The organism is Aeribacillus composti (assembly GCF_031760945.1).
GTDB classification, from domain to species: domain Bacteria; phylum Bacillota; class Bacilli; order Bacillales; family Aeribacillaceae; genus Aeribacillus; species Aeribacillus composti.
The window spans coordinates 543,955-562,338 of record NZ_CP134501.1; the positions used below are offsets into that span (position 1 = coordinate 543,955).

The 18,384-nt window shown below is 38.6% G+C and carries 20 protein-coding genes; 18 read left to right on the top strand and 2 right to left on the bottom strand.

The window, feature by feature from the left end; all coding sequences use genetic code 11:
- Positions 1 to 31: 31 nt before the first annotated feature.
- Both RI196_RS02730 and RI196_RS02735 read right to left on the bottom strand, forming a co-directional pair.
- Entirely contained in the window at positions 32 to 1,009 is a 978-nt protein-coding gene (locus RI196_RS02730; RefSeq protein ID WP_144597244.1) for an LCP family protein, read from the bottom strand.
- 23 nt (positions 1,010 to 1,032) lie between these two features.
- Positions 1,033 to 1,671: a YigZ family protein gene (locus RI196_RS02735; protein WP_242009286.1), complete on the bottom strand. Its 639-nt coding sequence runs from the start codon at positions 1,669 to 1,671 to the stop codon at positions 1,033 to 1,035.
- Between the two features lie 171 nt (positions 1,672 to 1,842).
- Between RI196_RS02735 and RI196_RS02740 the strand changes: the two genes are divergently transcribed.
- The 18 genes from RI196_RS02740 to RI196_RS02825 all read left to right on the top strand — a co-directional run bounded on the left by RI196_RS02740 (position 1,843) and on the right by RI196_RS02825 (position 18,371).
- Entirely contained in the window at positions 1,843 to 3,000 is a 1,158-nt protein-coding gene (locus RI196_RS02740) for a sensor histidine kinase (RefSeq protein ID WP_130158076.1), read from the top strand.
- A gap of 68 nt (positions 3,001 to 3,068) precedes the next feature.
- On the top strand, positions 3,069 to 3,746 hold the full coding sequence (locus RI196_RS02745; RefSeq protein ID WP_063386301.1) for a response regulator: 678 nt from the start codon (positions 3,069 to 3,071) through the stop codon (positions 3,744 to 3,746).
- 693 nt (positions 3,747 to 4,439) lie between these two features.
- A complete protein-coding gene (fakB, locus tag RI196_RS02750) occupies positions 4,440 to 5,279 on the top strand; it encodes a fatty acid kinase binding subunit FakB (RefSeq protein WP_311067319.1) in 840 nt (279 codons plus the stop codon).
- 300 nt (positions 5,280 to 5,579) lie between these two features.
- Positions 5,580 to 6,962: an ATP-dependent helicase ComFA gene (locus RI196_RS02755; RefSeq protein WP_311066845.1), complete on the top strand. Its 1,383-nt coding sequence runs from the start codon at positions 5,580 to 5,582 to the stop codon at positions 6,960 to 6,962.
- 138 nt (positions 6,963 to 7,100) lie between these two features.
- The gene (gene comFB / locus RI196_RS02760) at positions 7,101 to 7,376 is read left to right on the top strand and encodes a late competence protein ComFB (protein ID WP_063386299.1); all 276 of its coding nucleotides are present in this window, start codon (positions 7,101 to 7,103) and stop codon (positions 7,374 to 7,376) included.
- An 8-nt stretch (positions 7,377 to 7,384) separates the two neighbouring features.
- Positions 7,385 to 8,074 (top strand): ComF family protein, encoded by a 690-nt coding sequence (locus tag RI196_RS02765; protein ID WP_066247014.1) that lies wholly within the window; start codon positions 7,385 to 7,387, stop codon positions 8,072 to 8,074.
- Between the two features lie 65 nt (positions 8,075 to 8,139).
- A complete protein-coding gene (locus RI196_RS02770) occupies positions 8,140 to 8,562 on the top strand; it encodes a TIGR03826 family flagellar region protein (protein ID WP_063386298.1) in 423 nt (140 codons plus the stop codon).
- Positions 8,563 to 8,652: 90 nt separating this feature from the next.
- Positions 8,653 to 8,922, top strand: coding sequence for a flagellar biosynthesis anti-sigma factor FlgM (gene flgM / locus RI196_RS02775; RefSeq protein ID WP_063386297.1), 270 nt, complete (start codon positions 8,653 to 8,655; stop codon positions 8,920 to 8,922).
- A gap of 240 nt (positions 8,923 to 9,162) precedes the next feature.
- Positions 9,163 to 9,642, top strand: coding sequence for a flagellar protein FlgN (locus tag RI196_RS02780; protein WP_066246862.1), 480 nt, complete (start codon positions 9,163 to 9,165; stop codon positions 9,640 to 9,642).
- Positions 9,643 to 9,656: 14 nt separating this feature from the next.
- On the top strand, positions 9,657 to 11,162 hold the full coding sequence (flgK, locus tag RI196_RS02785; RefSeq protein ID WP_311066846.1) for a flagellar hook-associated protein FlgK: 1,506 nt from the start codon (positions 9,657 to 9,659) through the stop codon (positions 11,160 to 11,162).
- A 170-nt stretch (positions 11,163 to 11,332) separates the two neighbouring features.
- A complete protein-coding gene (flgL, locus tag RI196_RS02790) occupies positions 11,333 to 12,205 on the top strand; it encodes a flagellar hook-associated protein FlgL (RefSeq protein ID WP_311066847.1) in 873 nt (290 codons plus the stop codon).
- Positions 12,206 to 12,522: 317 nt separating this feature from the next.
- The gene (locus RI196_RS02795; protein WP_311067320.1) at positions 12,523 to 13,092 is read left to right on the top strand and encodes a DUF6470 family protein; all 570 of its coding nucleotides are present in this window, start codon (positions 12,523 to 12,525) and stop codon (positions 13,090 to 13,092) included.
- A 13-nt stretch (positions 13,093 to 13,105) separates the two neighbouring features.
- Complete coding sequence (fliW, locus tag RI196_RS02800; protein ID WP_311066848.1) at positions 13,106 to 13,540, top strand: flagellar assembly protein FliW; 435 nt, start codon at positions 13,106 to 13,108, stop codon at positions 13,538 to 13,540.
- 4 nt (positions 13,541 to 13,544) lie between these two features.
- Positions 13,545 to 13,787 (top strand): carbon storage regulator CsrA, encoded by a 243-nt coding sequence (csrA, locus tag RI196_RS02805; protein WP_311066849.1) that lies wholly within the window; start codon positions 13,545 to 13,547, stop codon positions 13,785 to 13,787.
- Positions 13,788 to 13,984: 197 nt separating this feature from the next.
- Positions 13,985 to 14,797, top strand: a complete 813-nt coding sequence (locus tag RI196_RS02810; protein ID WP_311066850.1) for a flagellin N-terminal helical domain-containing protein — start codon at positions 13,985 to 13,987, stop codon at positions 14,795 to 14,797.
- A gap of 105 nt (positions 14,798 to 14,902) precedes the next feature.
- Positions 14,903 to 16,639: a motility associated factor glycosyltransferase family protein gene (locus tag RI196_RS02815; protein WP_311066851.1), complete on the top strand. Its 1,737-nt coding sequence runs from the start codon at positions 14,903 to 14,905 to the stop codon at positions 16,637 to 16,639.
- A 2-nt stretch (positions 16,640 to 16,641) separates the two neighbouring features.
- Positions 16,642 to 17,004 (top strand): DUF8042 domain-containing protein, encoded by a 363-nt coding sequence (locus RI196_RS02820; protein WP_311066852.1) that lies wholly within the window; start codon positions 16,642 to 16,644, stop codon positions 17,002 to 17,004.
- Positions 17,001 to 18,371 (top strand): motility associated factor glycosyltransferase family protein, encoded by a 1,371-nt coding sequence (locus RI196_RS02825; protein ID WP_311066853.1) that lies wholly within the window; start codon positions 17,001 to 17,003, stop codon positions 18,369 to 18,371. Before RI196_RS02820 ends, RI196_RS02825 begins: the two co-directional genes overlap by 4 nt.
- The last annotated feature ends 13 nt before the right edge of the window (positions 18,372 to 18,384 follow it).

Genomic DNA, 18,384 nt, shown 5'->3' on the forward strand with positions numbered 1-18,384 from the left:
AATCAGGCTTCCCGCCTGATTCATACAGAAATCATTGATCTAGGTTTGATGACAGCATGGCGTTGTACTCCAAATGCTCTCTCAACTCCGTTGAAACTTTTTCCAAAGAATCCTCTTCCAGTTGGTAATAGTAAGTTCCATTTATCGGATTGTCGTGCCCGTCAATCGTTAAAGATTCAATGCTGCTGATGGAACCGGAATATTTTTGCAGCGCTAAGACATTACCAATGCTGAAATTTGTTGTTAAGTTTTTCCCTAAAGAGTCGATAATATCATCGTATTTCGTGATAGCCGATAAGGATGAGCTCTTTTTAATTATTGCCTTTATAACCTCTTGCTGCCGCTTGCCTCTTCCGATATCGCCTAATGGATCTTTTTTGCGCATTCGGACATATGCTAAAGCTTCTTCGCCATTTAACGTTTGTACACCTTTCTTAATATGAATGGCGTTCTTTCGCCCTTTGCTATCTTGCTCAGTAAATTCTCTGTCGCTGTTCACTTCAACGCCGCCAAGGGCATCAACAATATTAATAAAGGCTTTAAAATTTAATTCTACATAATAATCGACGGGTATATTCAACAAGTTTTCAACTGTCTGAACCGTTAAATCTTTTCCACCAAAGGCATGGGCGTGTGTAATTTTATCCAGATTATGTCCTGGGATTTCCACTCTTGAATCTCTAGGGATGCTGACCATTTTAATCGATTTTTCATCTTTATTAAATGATGCCAGGATTAAGGCGTCAGATCGGCTTTTCTTTTCACCTGGCCGCGCATCGACTCCAATGAACAACACCGAAAAATTATCTTTTTTCGGATCAACTGGTTGTTCCCTTAATTCAGATTTCCTTCCTCTCTCCAGATCTTCTTGTGCTAGAAAAGAAGCATTAGCTAATTTGATCGATAGATAAACGGCGTAACCGCCAGCAATTAAAAACAGGATTAAAAATAAACAGCCAAAGACTCTTAATTTTTTTTTCTTTTTCTTTTTTCTCGTTCTTCTATTCATGTCTAACTCCTTGTTTTTTAAATTTAGTTTTTAACCTTCTCCTCCAAATATACTAAGTCGCCTTCTTTGATCACACATTTCCCATTGGTGAGATCGGTCATCCAGTCTTTGAAGCTTTGAACCCGGCCTTCCTCTACATATGTTTCAACTTCCACATGATCGGTATAGTAGATGTCTTTCAGCTTATAGACAGACGAGCGCAATTCGTTTTCGATTTTGCCGAGAAAGCTGTAATCGAACGTAGTGCGAATAATTTTCATTAGCTTGCGTTCGATGATGCCAACGTGGTCAATGGCTTCTGAAACAGCTTTTCCGTATGCACGGATCAGCCCGCCGGCGCCGAGTTTAATCCCGCCGAAGTAACGGGTGACAACAACGACAGTGTCTTTTAATTGTTTCTTTTTCAACACTTCAAGCATCGGCACTCCTGCTGTTCCGCTTGGCTCTCCGTCGTCGTTCGCTTTTTGAATTTGGTCATGCTCTCCAATTAAATATGCGGAGCAGTTATGTGTGGCATCCCAATGTTTTTTTTTGATTGTATCAATAAACTCTTGAGCTTCTTTCTCAGTTTTGGCACGATTAATATAGCAGATAAATCGTGATTTTTGAATCACGATTTCATGCTCTCCAAAGCCAGCTACGGTATAATAGGAGGAAAGCATTGTGTATCACCTCCGCAGAAGAAACAAAACGGCATAACTTTTTTTGACAAAAATCGACTTTTTTTATAAAAAAACACTCACATTAGAATATTATAAAACGACAAAATTTTTACTTCAATTATGAACTGATAAAGTTTTTGTAACAACTTTTTTAAAATGGAGGAAAAGGCTGTGAACTCCAAAAAAATAGATTCTGCTGTAATAGACGATATTTTAAATAAAATGATCGAAACCGTCCAATCAAGCAAAGATCAAATTTTTGAAATCGGTGAAAAATCCCGCACAGAGTATGAGAAAATAGTAGAAGAATTGGAAGAAGTGAAAGAGCAAGTAAGTGAGGTGATAGAGCAAACCGATAAGCTGACGATTCAATCGAAAATCGCACGGCAGCGCCTCGTGGAAGTCAGCCGCAACTTCAACAAGTTTTCAGAACAAGATATTTTGAATGCCTATGAAAAAGCGCAAAATATTCAAATTGAACTGGCCATGCTCCAAGAAAAAGAAAAACAATTAAGAAAACGGCGGGATGAATTGGACCGCCGGCTTTTATCATTAAAAGAAATGATTGAACGAGCAGAGGTCATAGTAGGTCAAATTACTGTTGTGCTGCAATATTTAAACCAAGATTTGCGGCAGGTTGGCGATTTGCTGGAAGATGCAAAGAAAAAACAAGCCTTTGGCTTAAGAATTATAGAAGCGCAGGAAGAAGAACGGAAACGGGTGTCACGTGAAATACATGACGGACCAGCTCAAATGCTTGCAAATGTTTTGATGCGCTCTGATCTGATTGAACGAGTTTTTCGGGAAAAAGGGACTGCAGAAGGGTTTCAGGAAGTTCAAAATTTGAAAATAATGGTGAGAAATGCGTTATCTGAGGTTCGGCGTATTATATACGACTTAAGACCTATGGCTTTGGATGATTTAGGTCTCATTCCAACACTTAGAAAGTACCTTTCTACTATTCAAGAATATGAAAAAGACATAAAAATCAATTTTCAAAACATCAGTGATGTGGAAGAAAAACGGCTTCCGGCGAAATTTGAAGTGGCCTTGTTCCGGTTAGTTCAAGAATCTGTAACGAACGCTTTGAAGCATGCGGAAGCAAAGCAAATTGACGTTAAATTTGAAGTCCGTCCAAACCAAGTAAATGTTGCAATAAAAGACGACGGCAAAGGCTTTGATGTAAAGAAAGTGTTTAAAGAAAAAAAGGAGTCATTCGGTTTAATGGGAATGAAAGAACGAGTGGAGCTGTTGAATGGGAAAATGGCAGTCCATTCTGCACCCGGAAAAGGAACGTTCATTATTATTCAATTGCCTACTAATCTATGAAATAGAGAAATGGTCTGATTGACTTCATGCATACATCACTGAAAAAATAATAATGGGGAGGATTGTAAATGAATAATCAAGTTAAAATTGTCATAATAGATGACCATGCGCTGTTTCGGGAAGGTATAAAACGTATTCTTGATTTTGAGCCTAATTTTGAAGTGGTTGCGGAAGCTTATGACGGCAGTGAAGCTTTAACAGTTGTTGAAAGCTATATGCCGGATGTTGTCATTATGGATATTAATATGCCTGGTGTAAATGGCGTTGAAGCTACTAAGCAGCTGGTTAATTCATATCCAGATACGAAGGTTATTATATTATCGATCCACGATGATGAAAATTATGTGATACATGCTTTGAAGACCGGAGCGAGAGGATATTTATTGAAGGAAATGGATGCTGACACTTTAGTAGAAGCAGTTAAAATCGTGGCAGAGGGAGGAAGCTATTTACATCCAAAAGTAACTCACAATCTAGTCAATGAGTTCCGCCGTCTGTCATCAGCCAATAATGGACAAATTCCAGCTACAGTCCGGCGCCCTCTTCATATTTTAACCCGACGTGAGTGTGAAGTTTTGCAAATGCTTGCTGATGGAAAAAGCAATAGAAGAATCGGTGAAACGCTGTTCATTAGCGAAAAAACGGTGAAAAACCATGTCAGCAACATTTTGCAAAAATTAAATTGCAACGATCGAACACAAGCAGTAGTTCTTGCCATTAAAAACGGCTGGGTGGAAGTTAAGTAAAGTTACATATTTTCCATGGCGATTAATTTTGAACGATTTGAATCGTCAAACCGTGAAAGTGAGATTGATTTCTAAATACCAATTTTGCTCGGTGTATCTATATTGTTTTTTCCGACTTGGCTGATTGTCCAGCGATGATAAATGAATTCAATTGCATTTCTTCATTACGGCTGGAAACATAATATCATTTGGCAACTTGTCAATCTATTCGGATCCTGACCAGAGAAATGTTTTGATCAGAAGCTACGAGAATGAATCATAGGAAGCATTACATTCAACGTTCCGGTTTTGTAGAATCAACTTAGGTGAAAATGTATCAACAGGAAGCATAACGGCCTCTTCAAATAACTACAGGCGCTGGGAAGAGGCCGGTTTGCTCAGAAACAAGAAAAAATGCAGCAAAATTGGTAACCGCAATTGAAATCCACATAAAAACTCCGTTTAAGCTGCTCAAAAATCCTTTAAAAAGGTGTAGACCTCATAAGAATAACCTCAACGAAAATCGTAATGAGCCGATCGACAAAACGAAATCCGCATAAATGGCAGTATAAAGACTTTGAAGCAGCTAAAAAATTTTTCATCCTCTTGCAGTTTCATGGAAATCCGGCAAAGTTAATGATAAAAGCTTGCATTTTTTATAAAATAGTCTTATAAAGGAGAGAATGAAATTATTAAAAGGAAAGGAAAAACATGATGCAAATTGCGATTGTAACAGATAGTACTGCTTACATTCCTGAAGAAGTTCGAAAGAGGCATGGCATACATATGATTCCTCTTAGCGTTATTTTTGGAGACGAGTCTTATCGTGAAGAGATAGATATGACAGCAGAGAGTTTTTGGGAAGAAATAAAGCGCCAGAAAGAGCTGCCTACAACTTCTCAGCCGCCAGTTGGTGGATTTGTCGAGTTGTTTGAAAGCTTATCGAAAGAATATGATGCAGTCATCAGCATTCATCTTTCAAGCGGTATCAGCGGCACTTACAATGGTGCTGTCACAGCAGGTCAAATGGTAGACAGCATTAAGGTATATCCTTACGATTCGGAAATAAGCTGTATGGCTCAGGGATTCTATGCAATTGAAGCAGCGAAAATGGCAAAGGAAGGGAAAAAACCGGAAGAGATCATCGCTCGCCTTGATGAAATTAAAAAATCAATGGATGCTTATTTTATGGTGGACGATCTTTCTCATCTTCAGCGCGGCGGACGATTAACCGGAGCTCAAGCTTTAATAGGGAACCTGCTGCAACTGAAGCCTCTTCTTCATTTTGTTGATAAAGTGATCGTGCCGTATGAAAAAATTCGTACGCGCAAAAAAGCAATCCAACGTATCTATCAATTATTTGACGAAGCTGCAAGCAAACATCCGGTGCGGGCGGCTGTCATTCATGCCAACAGGCCGGAGGATGCCAAAAAAATGAAAGAGGAGCTCGAAAGTAAATATCCAAATTCTGAATTTATTATCAGCTATTTTGGCGCTGTCATTGGAACTCATCTAGGAGAGGGAGCTATGGGTCTCTGCTGGTATAAAAAGTAATTGCAAGAAAACGTTAAACCCATTGTGATAAATGGCTGTATCCATCCTCTTAAAAGAACTTCCCCTTCAAAACGAGAAAAGGTGCGATTCACCAAAAAATGGAACGGTGTCTGACCATCTGAAGGTGCAAAAAGCACCTTTTATTTTTTACAGAAATGAAGGATATAAATGATTCATCTAGCATCTTTCATTTGGACGAAAAGCAATAAGATCAATCGATTAAATATATTGATTTTTCAGAAAATATAAGGTAAAAATAATAGTAAGAAACAATATGGTATGTACAAGCGGAGGTTTTATATGCATGATCATGATCATGATCTCCAAAAACATCTTCTCGGAAGACATCTCCTTTCAAATGAGCTCCCGTTTTCAATGGATGCCGTTCAAAATGCCCCCTTCGTTGAAATAGAACAAGGTGTTGTGAAAAAATCCGGTTTTTTTTATTGCAATCGATGTGGAAATGATCAGCCCTTTTTATTTGCAGGCTTTGACTGTGCAAAGTGCGGAAAGTTTTGTCATTATTGCCGGAACTGCATCATGATGGGGCGAGTAAGTGAATGCTCAAAGCTTGTTAGTTTTCCAAGACGAGAGAAGGAGGAAAAACATTCGATCCAATCGGATCAAACAAACTTTTTGCAATGGGATGGTGAACTGTCTCCGGCGCAAAAAAGAGCATCTGACCGGATTGCGGAGTCCGTTTTGCAGCGTACAGACTGTCTCATTTGGGCAGTTTGCGGAGCAGGAAAAACAGAGGTGCTGTTTGCCGGCATAAACACAGCTTTGCAGAAAGGGCTATTTGTTTGCATTGCTGCACCGCGTACGGATGTTGTTTTGGAGCTTGGACCGCGTTTGAAAAACGTTTTTCCGAGCATCGATGTGGCAGTGCTTTACGGAGGAAGCGAAGATCGTTTGAAGCTGAGCCCAATTACCATTTCAACGACTCATCAGCTTCTTCGGTATAAAGAAGCCTTTGACGTGGTGATTCTTGACGAAGTGGATGCTTTTCCATATTCTGTAGATTCTGCTTTGCAATTTGCGGTTGAAAAAGCACGCAAACGAAACAGCTCCCTTATTTATTTAACTGCGACTCCCTCCTCATCAATTAAGCGGCATTTTAAGCCTTCCGAAATTGTGAAAATCCCTGCTCGATACCATGGTTATCCCCTACCTGTTCCTGAATTCAAATGGTGCGGCAATTGGAAAAAAAGATTGGAGAAAGGAAAGCTGCCGAAAAATATCATCACATGGGCAGCCGAACAAATGCAAAAGGAAAGACAAGCTTTTCTATTTGTACCGGAAATCAAAGTGCTTCATGATGTCGTTCCGTTACTAAAAAAATTGAATTCAGCGGTTGAAGGAGTACATGCCGAAGATCCCCAAAGGAAAGAAAAGGTTCGGGCATTTCGAAATGGCCGGATTCCGATCATTGTCACAACTACCATTTTGGAAAGGGGTGTAACAGTTCCTGGAACTGATGCAGCTGTTTTAGGAGCAGAAGAAACCATTTTTACAGAAAGTGCCCTTGTTCAAATATCCGGCCGTGTTGGGCGGAGCATGAACAATCCAACAGGCTCCGTTATCTTTTTCCATTATGGCAAAACAAATGAAATGATTGCAGCGAAACACCATATTCTTGCTATGAATCGGGAAGCGGCAAAGGAAGATTTGTTAAAGCGTTAGTATTTAGAAAATGAAGGAAACGATACAGAATGTGTAAAGTTGGAAAAATATTTTCAATTTTGGCTGAAAAAAGAAATTCCTTTTTCCAGTATGATCCAATATAATACAGATTAGAGATCATATATTTGGGGTGAGGACATGATAGTAAACGCTCTGGAAAAAATTATGGAAGAATTGCTAGATGAATATATTGACCAATTTCATATGGAATGCACGTGCCCAACTTGCCGCAATGATGTTTTAGCTCTAGTGTTAAATAGAGTTCAGCCCCGTTATGTAACGAGTGAAGATAAAATTACATATGTAAGAGCGGAATTTTTTGATCGGCAGCAAATGACATCTCTTCTTGTCAGCCTGGCAGAATGCGCAAGAATTGTTTCAGAAAACCCACGATGTGATAATAGGAAGGCTTGATGCGAAATATGGGAAGATGTCTTTATTGTTTTAAAAGTATAGATGTCCGCTTGACTTGGAGGCGGCTTTTTTTCCTCGAAAAAGACCCTGTTTTATGCGAAGAATGCTCCAGCAAGCTAAACGTTATATCAGGCCCCATTTGTCCAATGTGCGGGAGGCAAAGCGAAAAAGCCGAGTATTGTACTGATTGCGCGGCTTGGGAAAAGCATCCTGACTATCATGGAGTGATAAAGAAAAACCGCTCTGTTTTTCAATATAATGAATTCATGAAAGAAGTGCTTGCTAGGTTTAAATTCCGCGGGGATGCGATATTGGTGCAGATGTTTTCCGAACCTTTTGTGAAAGCATTTCGCCATCACTTCGACAAATCGATGATTCTCGTTCCCATCCCATTAGGTGAAGAAAGGCTTTTGGAACGCGGGTTTAATCAAGCAAAATTATTGGCCCAGCTCCTTCAGCTTCCGATTATTGAGCCTTTGCGCAAAACAGATGCAGCAAAACAATCAAAAAAATCACGGATCGACCGAATGAAGACGAAAAATATGTTTACTGTAACAGATCCAAAACAAGTACATGGTCAACATATTGTTATCATCGATGACATTTACACAACAGGCGCAACGGTACGCCAAGCTGCAAAGCAGCTGATGAACGCTGGTGCGAAAAGTGTCGAATCATTTACGCTTGTCCGCAGCTAAATGACAAATCCGTTTTTCCGATATAAAATAATAATAATAGGAAGATTTTTGAAAGGTGGATTTTTATGGGGGAATTAGCAAACTGCCCAAAATGTGGTTCCTTGTTTGTCAAAACGCGGCTTCGTTCAATATGTGATGCTTGCTACCAAGAGGAAGAAAAGGCATTTGAAACAGTATATAACTTTTTGAGAAAAAAGGAAAACCGCAGATCGACCATTACTGAAGTTGTGGAAAAAACAGGAGTGGAAGAGGACTTAATACTGAAGTTTATTCATCAAGGACGCATTCAACTGGCGAACTTCCCGAACCTTGGTTATCCTTGTTCACGGTGCGGCAAATTTATTCGCGAGGGAAAACTTTGTGTTTCTTGCAAAAAGGAAATACAGTCTCAAATTGAGCAAATGGAAAGAGAAGAGCAGTTTCAGGAGGAGAAAGAGAAGATGCAAACATACTACGCTATCCAACCGAAAAATAATGAAAAACGTTAACAAATCCCTCTATCGATCCGATAATGAATATAGAGATAGATTTCCAGCTGAAACAATCGTTCCATTAGAGCAGGAAAGGAGGCGGTGTCCATGAAGATTCACAGCTATCGGTCATCAAACGTTAATCCTTATCAAAAGCAAATGGATGCCAGCAAGCAGATGAAAGTGGAAGTCCAAAAAGATAGAGTGGAAATATCCAAGCAGGCAAAACAGCTTCAGCAGACGAGCGGTTTTGATCTTCAGCGCCAAGAAAAAGTGCAGGCGATAAAAAAAGAAATTGAAAGCGGGACTTACAAAATCGCCCCAGACCTGATCGCGAAAAGCATGATCCAATTTTATAAGAAAAAAAATGAAGAATAAATTGTGTCAATCCGTTTCGGTTTTTGTTTTGGTTGCGTACGAAGCAGCCTGTTTCGATTTTTGATTTGGAACAGAATGAAAATGTGCTGGACAACTATATTGTACATTTCTGTATTTTTAGCATCTTCATCTTTACAACAAAAAATCATTTTTCATTTCCGGCTTTGGATCACCTTGTCAATGTTCGGAACGAAGCCCGGTAAATATGATTTTATTGAATTTTGCGGGGAGGACGTTTTCGTGTCTCTTGCCAATTTAATTAACGTTTTAGAAAAGCAGTTAATCATTCATGAACAATTATATAACTTGGCAGTAAAAAAAACGGATTTGCTGAAAAAAGATGATGTTAATCAATTAATGCAGCTTTTAAAGGAAGAGCAGAAATATGTAATGCAGCTTGAAAATGCTGAAAAGGAACGGATCAAAGCAGCGGCTTGCTTTTTAGAAAGAGAAGACGATTTAACGATTTCCGCCTGTATTGAAAAAGCGGAAAATGAGGATAAAGAACGGTTGATAAATCTAAAAGAAAAATTGACAAACGTATTGGCTAATTTGAAAAACGCGAATTTTGTCAATCAACAACTGGCATTGCAAGCATTGCAGGTTGTGAATTTAACGCTTGATCTTTTCATGCCGGAGGAAGCATCGCCGAATTACACGAATCCGAATCAAGAATCGAAGCAATCGAAACGGCGTTCATGGTTTGATTCAAAAATTTAACGGGGGAATTCGCAATGGTATCAACATTTTTTGGACTGGAAGCGGCTAGAAGCGGATTGTATGCCGCACAAAGCGCTTTATATACAATTGGACATAATGTAGCAAATGCCGAGACACCTGGATATTCGCGGCAGAGGGTAAACCTTGTGCAAAAGCAAGCGTATCCGACACCAGGCCGTTTTCGAGCTGATATCCCTGGGCAGTTTGGAACAGGGGTGGATACACAAACAGTGCAGCGGATCCGCGACCGCTATCTTGATGTACAATATCGCGGCGAAAATTCTAAGCTTGGCTACTGGAGCTCTAGATTCAACGCATTATCGAGAATGGAAGATGTGATGAACGAGCTGAACGAGACAGGCTTGAACGAAACGATGGATAGCTTTTGGCAATCGCTGCAAGATTTGGCGGCCAATCCTTCCAACCTGGGCGCCCGCTCTGTTGTCCTTGAGCGCGGAAGAGCTGTTACAGAAACGTTCAATTATTTGGCGGAATCATTAAAGCATAATCAGAAAGATTTACGCAACGAACTCGATGTCGCAACAACGAAAATCAACTCTTTGCTTGAGCAAATCAACCAAATTAACAAACAAATCGGCGAAGTAGAACCGAATGGTTATTTGCCAAACGATTTGTATGATGAGCGCGATCGATTATTGGATGAGCTTTCTTCGTATATTGATATTAAAGTGACGCCGGTTGAAAGCGGAGGCAACGCTTTGAAAGTAGCCGAAGGAAAAGTAACTGTCGAGCTCGCTGGCTTCGAACCGCCAATCACCCTTGTCGACGGAAATAGATACAAAGTAAGACAATTTAGCCTCAATGAATCCAAGACGAACGGTCTTATCGAATCTATTTCTGTTGGTGGAAGAATGATAGGGGCAGACGATTTTGTTGAAAATTTAAACATCAATGGAAGTTTAAAAGGCTTAATCGAGGCGCACGGCTATACGAACATAGGCAGCACGATTGAACGCGGCATCTATCCTAGCATGATGTCAGATTTAGATCAAATGGCATATGATTTTGCGAACGCATTTAACACTGTCCACAGAAACGGATGGAGCCTTGAGGACATAAACAACGGCGTTCAAACACAGCGCGATTTCTTTGATCTCGGAGGTTTAAGCTCTCCTAAAGGCGCTGCGGCTGCCATTAAAGTATCGGATGATATGAATCGCGAACGAATTGCAGCTTCTGCTACAGGAGAAATCGGCGACGCCCAAAATGCGCTGAAGCTTGCTGAAGTAAAAAATACTTCGTTTCAAAGTTATTTTGAAGCTGTTATCGGTGAAATGGCTGTTATGACACAAGAAGCGGAGCGGATGAAGGAAAATTCAGAAACTTTAGTTTCATCTGTTGAACAACGCCGCAAATCCGTCAGCTCCGTTTCATTAGACGAAGAAATGACAAACATGATCCAATTCCAGCATATGTACAACGCCGCAGCAAGAATGATCACTTTGCAGGATGAAATTTTAGACCGAATCATAAACGGCATGGGACTGGTCGGGAGATAAAGTAAAATTGACTGTTGAATAACCATATCGGAAAATGAAAGCAAAAATTGTCGGGTTCAGAATGTATGAAATGAAATAAGGCGATGAAGTGCAAATCATATAAGAAATGTACTATTTGCACGTTATGAATTCATACAAAAAATTTATTTAATGAAAGAGAGGTGCAGCATATGCGTGTCACTCAATCGATGCTTGCGCAAAACTCGCTCCGCCATTTAAGTAAAAGCTATGAGCTGCTGGGAAAATATCAAGATCAGATGTTGACAAGAAAAAAAATCACCCGCCCGTCCCAAGATCCCGTTGTAGCAATGAAAGGATTGTACTATCGGACTAACTTAAAGGAAGTTGAACAATATAAACGAAATTTATCAGAGGCTTACCTTTGGATCGAAAATTCTGAAGCGGGATTAGAACAGGCCAACCAAGGGCTGCAACGAATACGCGAGCTTTTGATTCGGGCAAAAAACGGTACAAATTCAGAAGACGAACGTGATGCGGTTGCCCGCGAATTGAAACAAATTAAAGACGACCTTGTTGCTGTCGCCAACACACAAGTGGCCGGCCGCTATATTTTTAATGGAACGAAAACAGACTCAGCGCCTGTCAGCGGTGACCCGCCTGTCGTTAATAACAACAATGAACCGTTTAAAATCGAGCTTTCAAAAAACATTCAAATCCAAGTGAATATAACGCCTGACAATGTCTTTAACCAAGCATTGTTTGATACAATTCAAGACATTCAAAATGCTTTGGAAAACAACGACACAACGAACTTGGACAACCTGCTCGGCCAGCTTGATGACCATATTGATGCTCTCAGTGCAGAACGGGCTGAGCTTGGAGCCCGTTACAACCGGATCGAGCAGATGGAAAACCGCATCGGTCAACAGGAAGTAATCTCTACAAAAATTTTGTCAGACAATGAAGATGCCGACATTGAACGAGTCATCATCGACTTGAAAGAGCAAGAAAGCGCGCACAGAGCAGCGCTTGCTGTCAGCGCCCGCATCATTCAGCCAAACTTAGTTGATTTTTTGCGATAATGTGAGAGAGAAAGGACCTGCATAAAGGTCCTTTTTGTTCATCGTTATGACTTTGTTTTTGCCCCATGTTTTCCTGCTTCTAAAGGGTTCACAGTTTTTATCGAAGAAATTTCAATTCCCGGCTAATTAGATTTTGCATTGTTCTTAGTATATAGTTTGTTCCTATCATTGAGGAATTTTAATTGTATCGTAATAGTTGAAACCCAATAAAAATTGTTTGTTGGTTTGCACCAACGGAGTTAAGATGAGAATTTCTTTTCTGTTTAAAACTTATGTTGTCAGTCGAGGTGAGAGGAATGCTCCTGCCGCAAATCAGAATGGAAAGCCAAATGGCGAAAATTGCGATCAACACTACTCCTGGAAAGCAGTCGATCAAACAGCCGAAAGCGGATGTCGACTTGCAGCCGGCGAAAGTAGCGGTGGAAATCAACCGCACGCCTGGAAAATTGACTATCGATCAAACGAAAGCGTGGGAAGACCGGAATTTAGCTGACACGTTCCGTTTCATTGAAAAAATAGCTGAGGAAGGCTATCAAGCTTGGCTTGAAGGTATTGCCCGCCGCGCCGAGCAAGGAGATGAACTGATGAAAATTGAAAACGGCGGCAGCCCGCTGGCTGATCAAGCGAAAGAAAACAGCGAATCCCCGATGTATGAAGTGAATGTCGGCTGGATTCCATCGCTGTTCAGTGTGAATTTTGATTACGAACCAAGCAAGCTTGATATTAATTGGCATTTGAAAAAGGCTGAATTTCGCGCCATTCCCAATAAGCCGATCATTCATTACGACCGTGGCAGAGTCGATATAAAAATCGCCCAATACCAAAAATTAAAAATCGACTTTGCCAACCTCACCTTTAAAGGACAAAACTTTGAAATGAACATATGAAGGTTGTGAGAACATGAAACTAGAGACAAAATATCATGGCGAAATAGAAGCCGCAAGCGACAGCATCATCCAATTTCCATCAGGAATCCCGGGATTTTTAGATGAAAAGCAATTTGTACTTTTGCCATTTGGCGCCGAATCGCCATTTTTTATTTTGCAATCGGTCAACACAAAGGAACTTGCTTTTGTCATGACAATTCCTTTTTTATTTTTCAAAGACTATGCTATCGACTTAGACGATGCGACGATTGAGCAGCTGGAAATCGAGTCGGAACAAGATGTCGCTGTCTATGTAATTTTAACGTTAGAAGACCCGTTCGAAAACACAACCGCCAATCTGCTTGCACCAATCATCATCAACCAGAAAAACAAACGGGCCAAGCAAGTGATTTTAACAGGCACTACTTATAAAACAAAGCATCCACTTATGGAACAGAAGGAGGTGTGAAGCCGTGCTCATTTTAACAAGAAAGCTGAACGAATCCATCATTATCGGCGACAACATTGAAATTACCATCACCGCCATCGAAGGCGATCAAGTCAAACTCGGCATTAAAGCTCCAAAACAAATCGACATCCACCGAAAGGAAATATATGACGCCATTCAAACAGAAAACAGCGCGGCTTCCCGCACCGACCTTGACCTGTTAAAACATTTTCAAGAAAAGCTCAACAAAAATAAACCTGAGGTCTGAAGCTGTAAAAACCGTAATCAAACAAGGATGTTCAACCATTTTATTTTTCTATTAAAAAAGTCCCATTTTTTCTTTTCAGCCTATTAAACATCAAAAAAACAATCCGATATAAAACATGTAAAGAGCCGCGGCGGCCGACGCGGCTCTTTACATACCACATGGACGTGGAAAAACAACAATTCAAGGAGGAAAAAATCATGAGAATTAACCACAACATCTCGGCGTTAAACACTTACCGCCAACTTTCATTTAACAACACACAAACTGCAAAAAACCTTGAAAAACTTTCTTCCGGCTACCGCATCAACCGCGCTGGCGACGATGCAGCAGGTCTTGCGATCTCTGAAAAAATGCGCGGCCAAATCCGCGGTTTGGAAATGGCACAAAAAAATGCTCAAGACGGCATTTCTTTAATTCAAACTGCTGAAGGAGCTCTAACAGAAACTCATGCCATCCTTCAACGTATGCGTGAATTGGCAGTGCAAGCAGCAAACGATACGAACGTATCCGCTGACCGTACTGCTATTCAAGAAGAAATTAATGCACTTGTATCAGAAATTAACAGAATTGCTCAAAACACAGAGTTTAACACTCAAAAATTACTAGATGGAACATTCACTAATAAAACATTCCACATTGGAGCCAACAGCGGTCAAGGGATTACAATTTCAATTGACAGTATGAAAGCTGCAGATCTTGGCGTAGATGCTCTTAAAGTTTCCAATAATACAGATGCAAATTCTGCTATTACATCTATTAATACAGCGATTGAAAAAGTTTCAACTCAACGCTCTAAACTTGGGGCAATCCAAAATCGTTTAGAACATACCATCAACAACTTGGGAGCTACTTCAGAAAACTTGACAGCAGCGGAATCCCGAATCCGCGATGTAGATATGGCAAAAGAAATGATGGAATTCACGAAAAACAATATCCTTTCTCAAGCTGCCCAAGCAATGCTTGCGCAAGCTAATCAAGTTCCTCAAGGTGTACTTCAGCTTCTTCGATAAAATAAAATTATCAACCAGACTTCGTTATGAAGTCTGGTTTTCTTTTTTATAAAAAATATTAAGATTAACACCTTTTTCGACGATATTTATAGTGAGGTGCTAATCATGGTTTATAAAATTACAGACGAAATAGCGAAAAGTGGAGACAAAATAGTAAAGGTGAATGATTTCTATTTGCATAGTAAATATAATCCGGTCCGGGAAGCAGAAAAATTTGCTGATGTACATTTTAAAAAAAACCATCTTCATATATTATTTGGCTGCGGTGCAGGATATTTTGTTAAATCGCTCTGCAATAGATTGTCTGAAGAAGAATTTTTAATTGTAATTGAACCAATTGAAGCCATTGCTGACCGATTATTAAAAAATTTCAATTATTTAAAACAAGTGATTCTAATTAAGGGAGAAGATCTTAAAAAGTTTAAGGAAGTCTATAAGTTATTTGAAAACAACTACATGAACAGAATTCATGTCATTTGTTCCCCTAATTATGATAAATTTGCTTCCACCTATTATGAGCAAATATTAAAATTTGTAAAAGATCAAATATATTTGCAACAAGTAGAAATGAATACTCTTACAATGTATTCTAAAGATTGGCAAAGGAACATTACTTCAAATTTGTATTATGCTTTTAATGATATCCCTTTTAAGGATTTGAAACGCTTTTATGATTTACCGGTTGTTGTTGCTTCTGGCGGTCCTTCATTAACAAAGCAGTTACCTTTACTAAAAAAGGTAAGAGAAAATGTAGTGCTGATTTCTTCAGGTTCAACCATCAACACGTTGCTTAAAAATGAAATTGAACCTGATTTTGTTGTTTCTATAGATGGGGGAATCAACAACTATAGACATTTCGAAACTGTTCAATTAAAAAATGCAAGGATTATTTATTCATTGTTGCACCATGAAAAGATTCTTGATAAGTATAATCGCCGCTCCATTGTGTTTATTCCTGATGTACATGCTGGTATACAAAAGTATGTTTGCAAGTTATTAGACAAAAACATCGATTTGGTTATGGGAGGGACTTCCGTTGCCAATTTTGCCTTAAACATAGCCTATTTAATCACGACAGGACCAGTAGCTATAATAGGTCAAGATCTAGCCTATACAGAAAATAAAACCCATGCGGAGAGCAATAAAAATTATCGAGAAATAGATGAAACTTTTATAAAACAAAGAGCCTTATTTTATACAGAAGGGTATCATGGAGATGAAGTTTTAACAGACTACCCCTTCTTCACAATGAAGCAGAGTTTCGAAAAACTCATTCAAACTTTTGAAAAACCAGAACGAATTTACAATTGTACCGAAGGTGGAGTGAAATTAAAACATTTTCAACAAATTTCCTTTAATGAGTTTTGTCAAAAATTTGTCGATAAGGATAAATATCCTCAGCCAATGGTTGCAGTTACAGAACAAGAGAAAAATAAAAATGATTGGGAAAATTTTTTAGTCCGTGTTAATCATGAAATTGCCACTCATCAAAAAGTGGAGCGCCTTTTACAAGATGCTATTTTGCTTTTAAAACAAAATAGGCTAGAGACAAAATTTGAAAGACAGATTTTAAAAAAGTTAGACAACATTGATGAAAAATTAAAACAAATCTTTGCTGAGGGATTCATGTCTTTAATTGCCCAGCCTATTGTTTTAAATACTTTCCAAAACTATCTTCCAAAGGAGAACGAATTGGAACACGAAACTTTTCAGCGAATTTTTGCTCGTTCATTGGATTTATATACTAGGCTAAAAGAGGCGGCTTCCGACTCGAGATCGTTCTTCCAACATTTAAAAAATAAAATTGAAAATAAATTGAAATCATTTGATATTGAGGGATGAAAATGGAAAATATCATTCATGAAACGCAAGAAAGCTTTTATCAATATATTGAAAGAGTTGCAGCAGGATCCCAAACGATTGCAGATTATTTACGTGAAGATAAGATTGGTGAGGCCATTGAGCTTATTGTTCAATTCAGTGAAGGAATGGGTTGGTTGACAAAAGTAGTTGAGTTAATGGAGAATCACAAATACACTATTGATATTAATTTTAGTAATATTAATCCATTTTTGCATGAAATCAATGATGGAATCGAGCGTCAAGACTATGTCATCGTGGCGGATATGTTTGAATATGAAATACAACCCTTTTTTGAGGAAGCAAAGAAAAAGAGATTTCGCATGATAGAGGAAGATCCGCATTGAGTCTATTTAAAAAAAATATGAATTCAATTAAAAATGGACAATTGAAAAAACAATTATTAAAATCTGCAAATGATAAAATTGAAATTAGTATTCAAGAATCCAAAATCAATGGTCTCCCAACTTTAATATTAAATGGTCAATATTTATATAGCCAATACAATCCAATGAGAGATGCCGAAACATTTATAAAATCGCAATTAGATCCAAATGTAAATGTTTATTGTTTGTTTGGATTTGGACTAGGATATCATGTGAAAGTTTTGTTGGAAAATGAGCCAAATAAACGTGTGTTTGTAATAGAGCCTTATTTAACGTGTTTTAAAGCAGCACTAGAGACATTAGATTTAACTGATATTCTTTCTCATCCTAATGTAAATATTTATTTTTTGGAGGATATATCAAAATTAAATAATCTTTTAAATGAATTGTTAGAATATAAAGTTAAATGGTTAATTCCTAATCCATTTGTCAAAGCATTGCCCAATAACAATCCATTAAAACAAATATTAGAAGAAATCAAAATAAAAGAGATGTCTTTTCATCGATTTTCTTCTTTAATGGAAAAAAACTTCTGGAACAATTTGAACTATATGGATATAACTGTTGATAAACTATTTGACTTGTTCAAGGGAAAAAAGGCAGTGTTAGTATCTTCTGGGCCCTCTTTGGATAAGACTGTTGATGCATTGAAAGAGTTAAGAAAGAAATATTTTATTTTAGCTGTAGGTTCAGCATACAAAGTGCTTAAAACGAAAGGAATTGAACCTCATGCTGTTGTGATCTCAGACCCTCAAAATGAGGTTTATCGACAATTGGAAGGATTGGATTTGTCGAAACCGCTAATCTATTTGTCAACTGCTTGCTACCAAGCAGTGAGACATCATAAAGGGTTAAAGATTGCCGCATTTCAAAAGGGATATCCGAAAGCAGAAATGTATGCCAAGCAAAACGGCTGTCAATTGGTTGATACCGGTGGCTCAGTTGCCACAACAGCTTTTGATATTTTAATAAAAATGGGATTCTCTGAAATTGTGTTGTTAGGACAGGATTTGGCTTATAGCAAAAACAGAAGCCATGCTTTACATTCGACATCAGGAGTAGAAGTAGTATCGAATGAAAACTTGCTGTCTGTTCTTGCGAATGATGGCACAATGGTAAAAACAACAACAATTCTATCTATTTATAGAAGATGGTTTGAACGAAAGGTTGCCGAAACGAAACATGTTATTTTTAAAAATACAGCTGAGAAAGGCGCTGTTATTCAAGGTGTGCCTTTCGCTCATATTTCTGAAATTATTTCAGAATCGGAACATCTCACGGAATGTAATTTTAGCGAAAAAATAAATCAAATAATAAATCAATATTAAAAAACTTGTAACT

Excerpts from the sequence above, each read along its gene's own strand:
- RI196_RS02755 (WP_311066845.1), top strand. The coding sequence starts at position 5,580 with ATGCATGATCATGATCATGATCTCCAAAAACATCTTCTCGGAAGACAT.
- RI196_RS02730 (WP_144597244.1), bottom strand. The coding sequence starts at position 1,009 with ATGAATAGAAGAACGAGAAAAAAGAAAAAGAAAAAAAAATTAAGAGTC.
- RI196_RS02745 (WP_063386301.1), top strand. The coding sequence starts at position 3,069 with ATGAATAATCAAGTTAAAATTGTCATAATAGATGACCATGCGCTGTTT.
- flgM (WP_063386297.1), top strand. The coding sequence starts at position 8,653 with ATGAAGATTCACAGCTATCGGTCATCAAACGTTAATCCTTATCAAAAG.
- RI196_RS02765 (WP_066247014.1), top strand. The coding sequence starts at position 7,385 with ATGGGAAGATGTCTTTATTGTTTTAAAAGTATAGATGTCCGCTTGACT.
- RI196_RS02820 (WP_311066852.1), top strand. The coding sequence starts at position 16,642 with ATGGAAAATATCATTCATGAAACGCAAGAAAGCTTTTATCAATATATT.
- RI196_RS02815 (WP_311066851.1), top strand. The coding sequence starts at position 14,903 with ATGGTTTATAAAATTACAGACGAAATAGCGAAAAGTGGAGACAAAATA.
- comFB (WP_063386299.1), top strand. The coding sequence starts at position 7,101 with ATGATAGTAAACGCTCTGGAAAAAATTATGGAAGAATTGCTAGATGAA.
- flgL (WP_311066847.1), top strand. The coding sequence starts at position 11,333 with ATGCGTGTCACTCAATCGATGCTTGCGCAAAACTCGCTCCGCCATTTA.
- RI196_RS02770 (WP_063386298.1), top strand. The coding sequence starts at position 8,140 with ATGGGGGAATTAGCAAACTGCCCAAAATGTGGTTCCTTGTTTGTCAAA.
- RI196_RS02795 (WP_311067320.1), top strand. The coding sequence starts at position 12,523 with ATGGAAAGCCAAATGGCGAAAATTGCGATCAACACTACTCCTGGAAAG.
- flgK (WP_311066846.1), top strand. The coding sequence starts at position 9,657 with ATGGTATCAACATTTTTTGGACTGGAAGCGGCTAGAAGCGGATTGTAT.
- fliW (WP_311066848.1), top strand. The coding sequence starts at position 13,106 with ATGAAACTAGAGACAAAATATCATGGCGAAATAGAAGCCGCAAGCGAC.
- RI196_RS02810 (WP_311066850.1), top strand. The coding sequence starts at position 13,985 with ATGAGAATTAACCACAACATCTCGGCGTTAAACACTTACCGCCAACTT.
- RI196_RS02735 (WP_242009286.1), bottom strand. The coding sequence starts at position 1,671 with ATGCTTTCCTCCTATTATACCGTAGCTGGCTTTGGAGAGCATGAAATC.
- fakB (WP_311067319.1), top strand. The coding sequence starts at position 4,440 with ATGCAAATTGCGATTGTAACAGATAGTACTGCTTACATTCCTGAAGAA.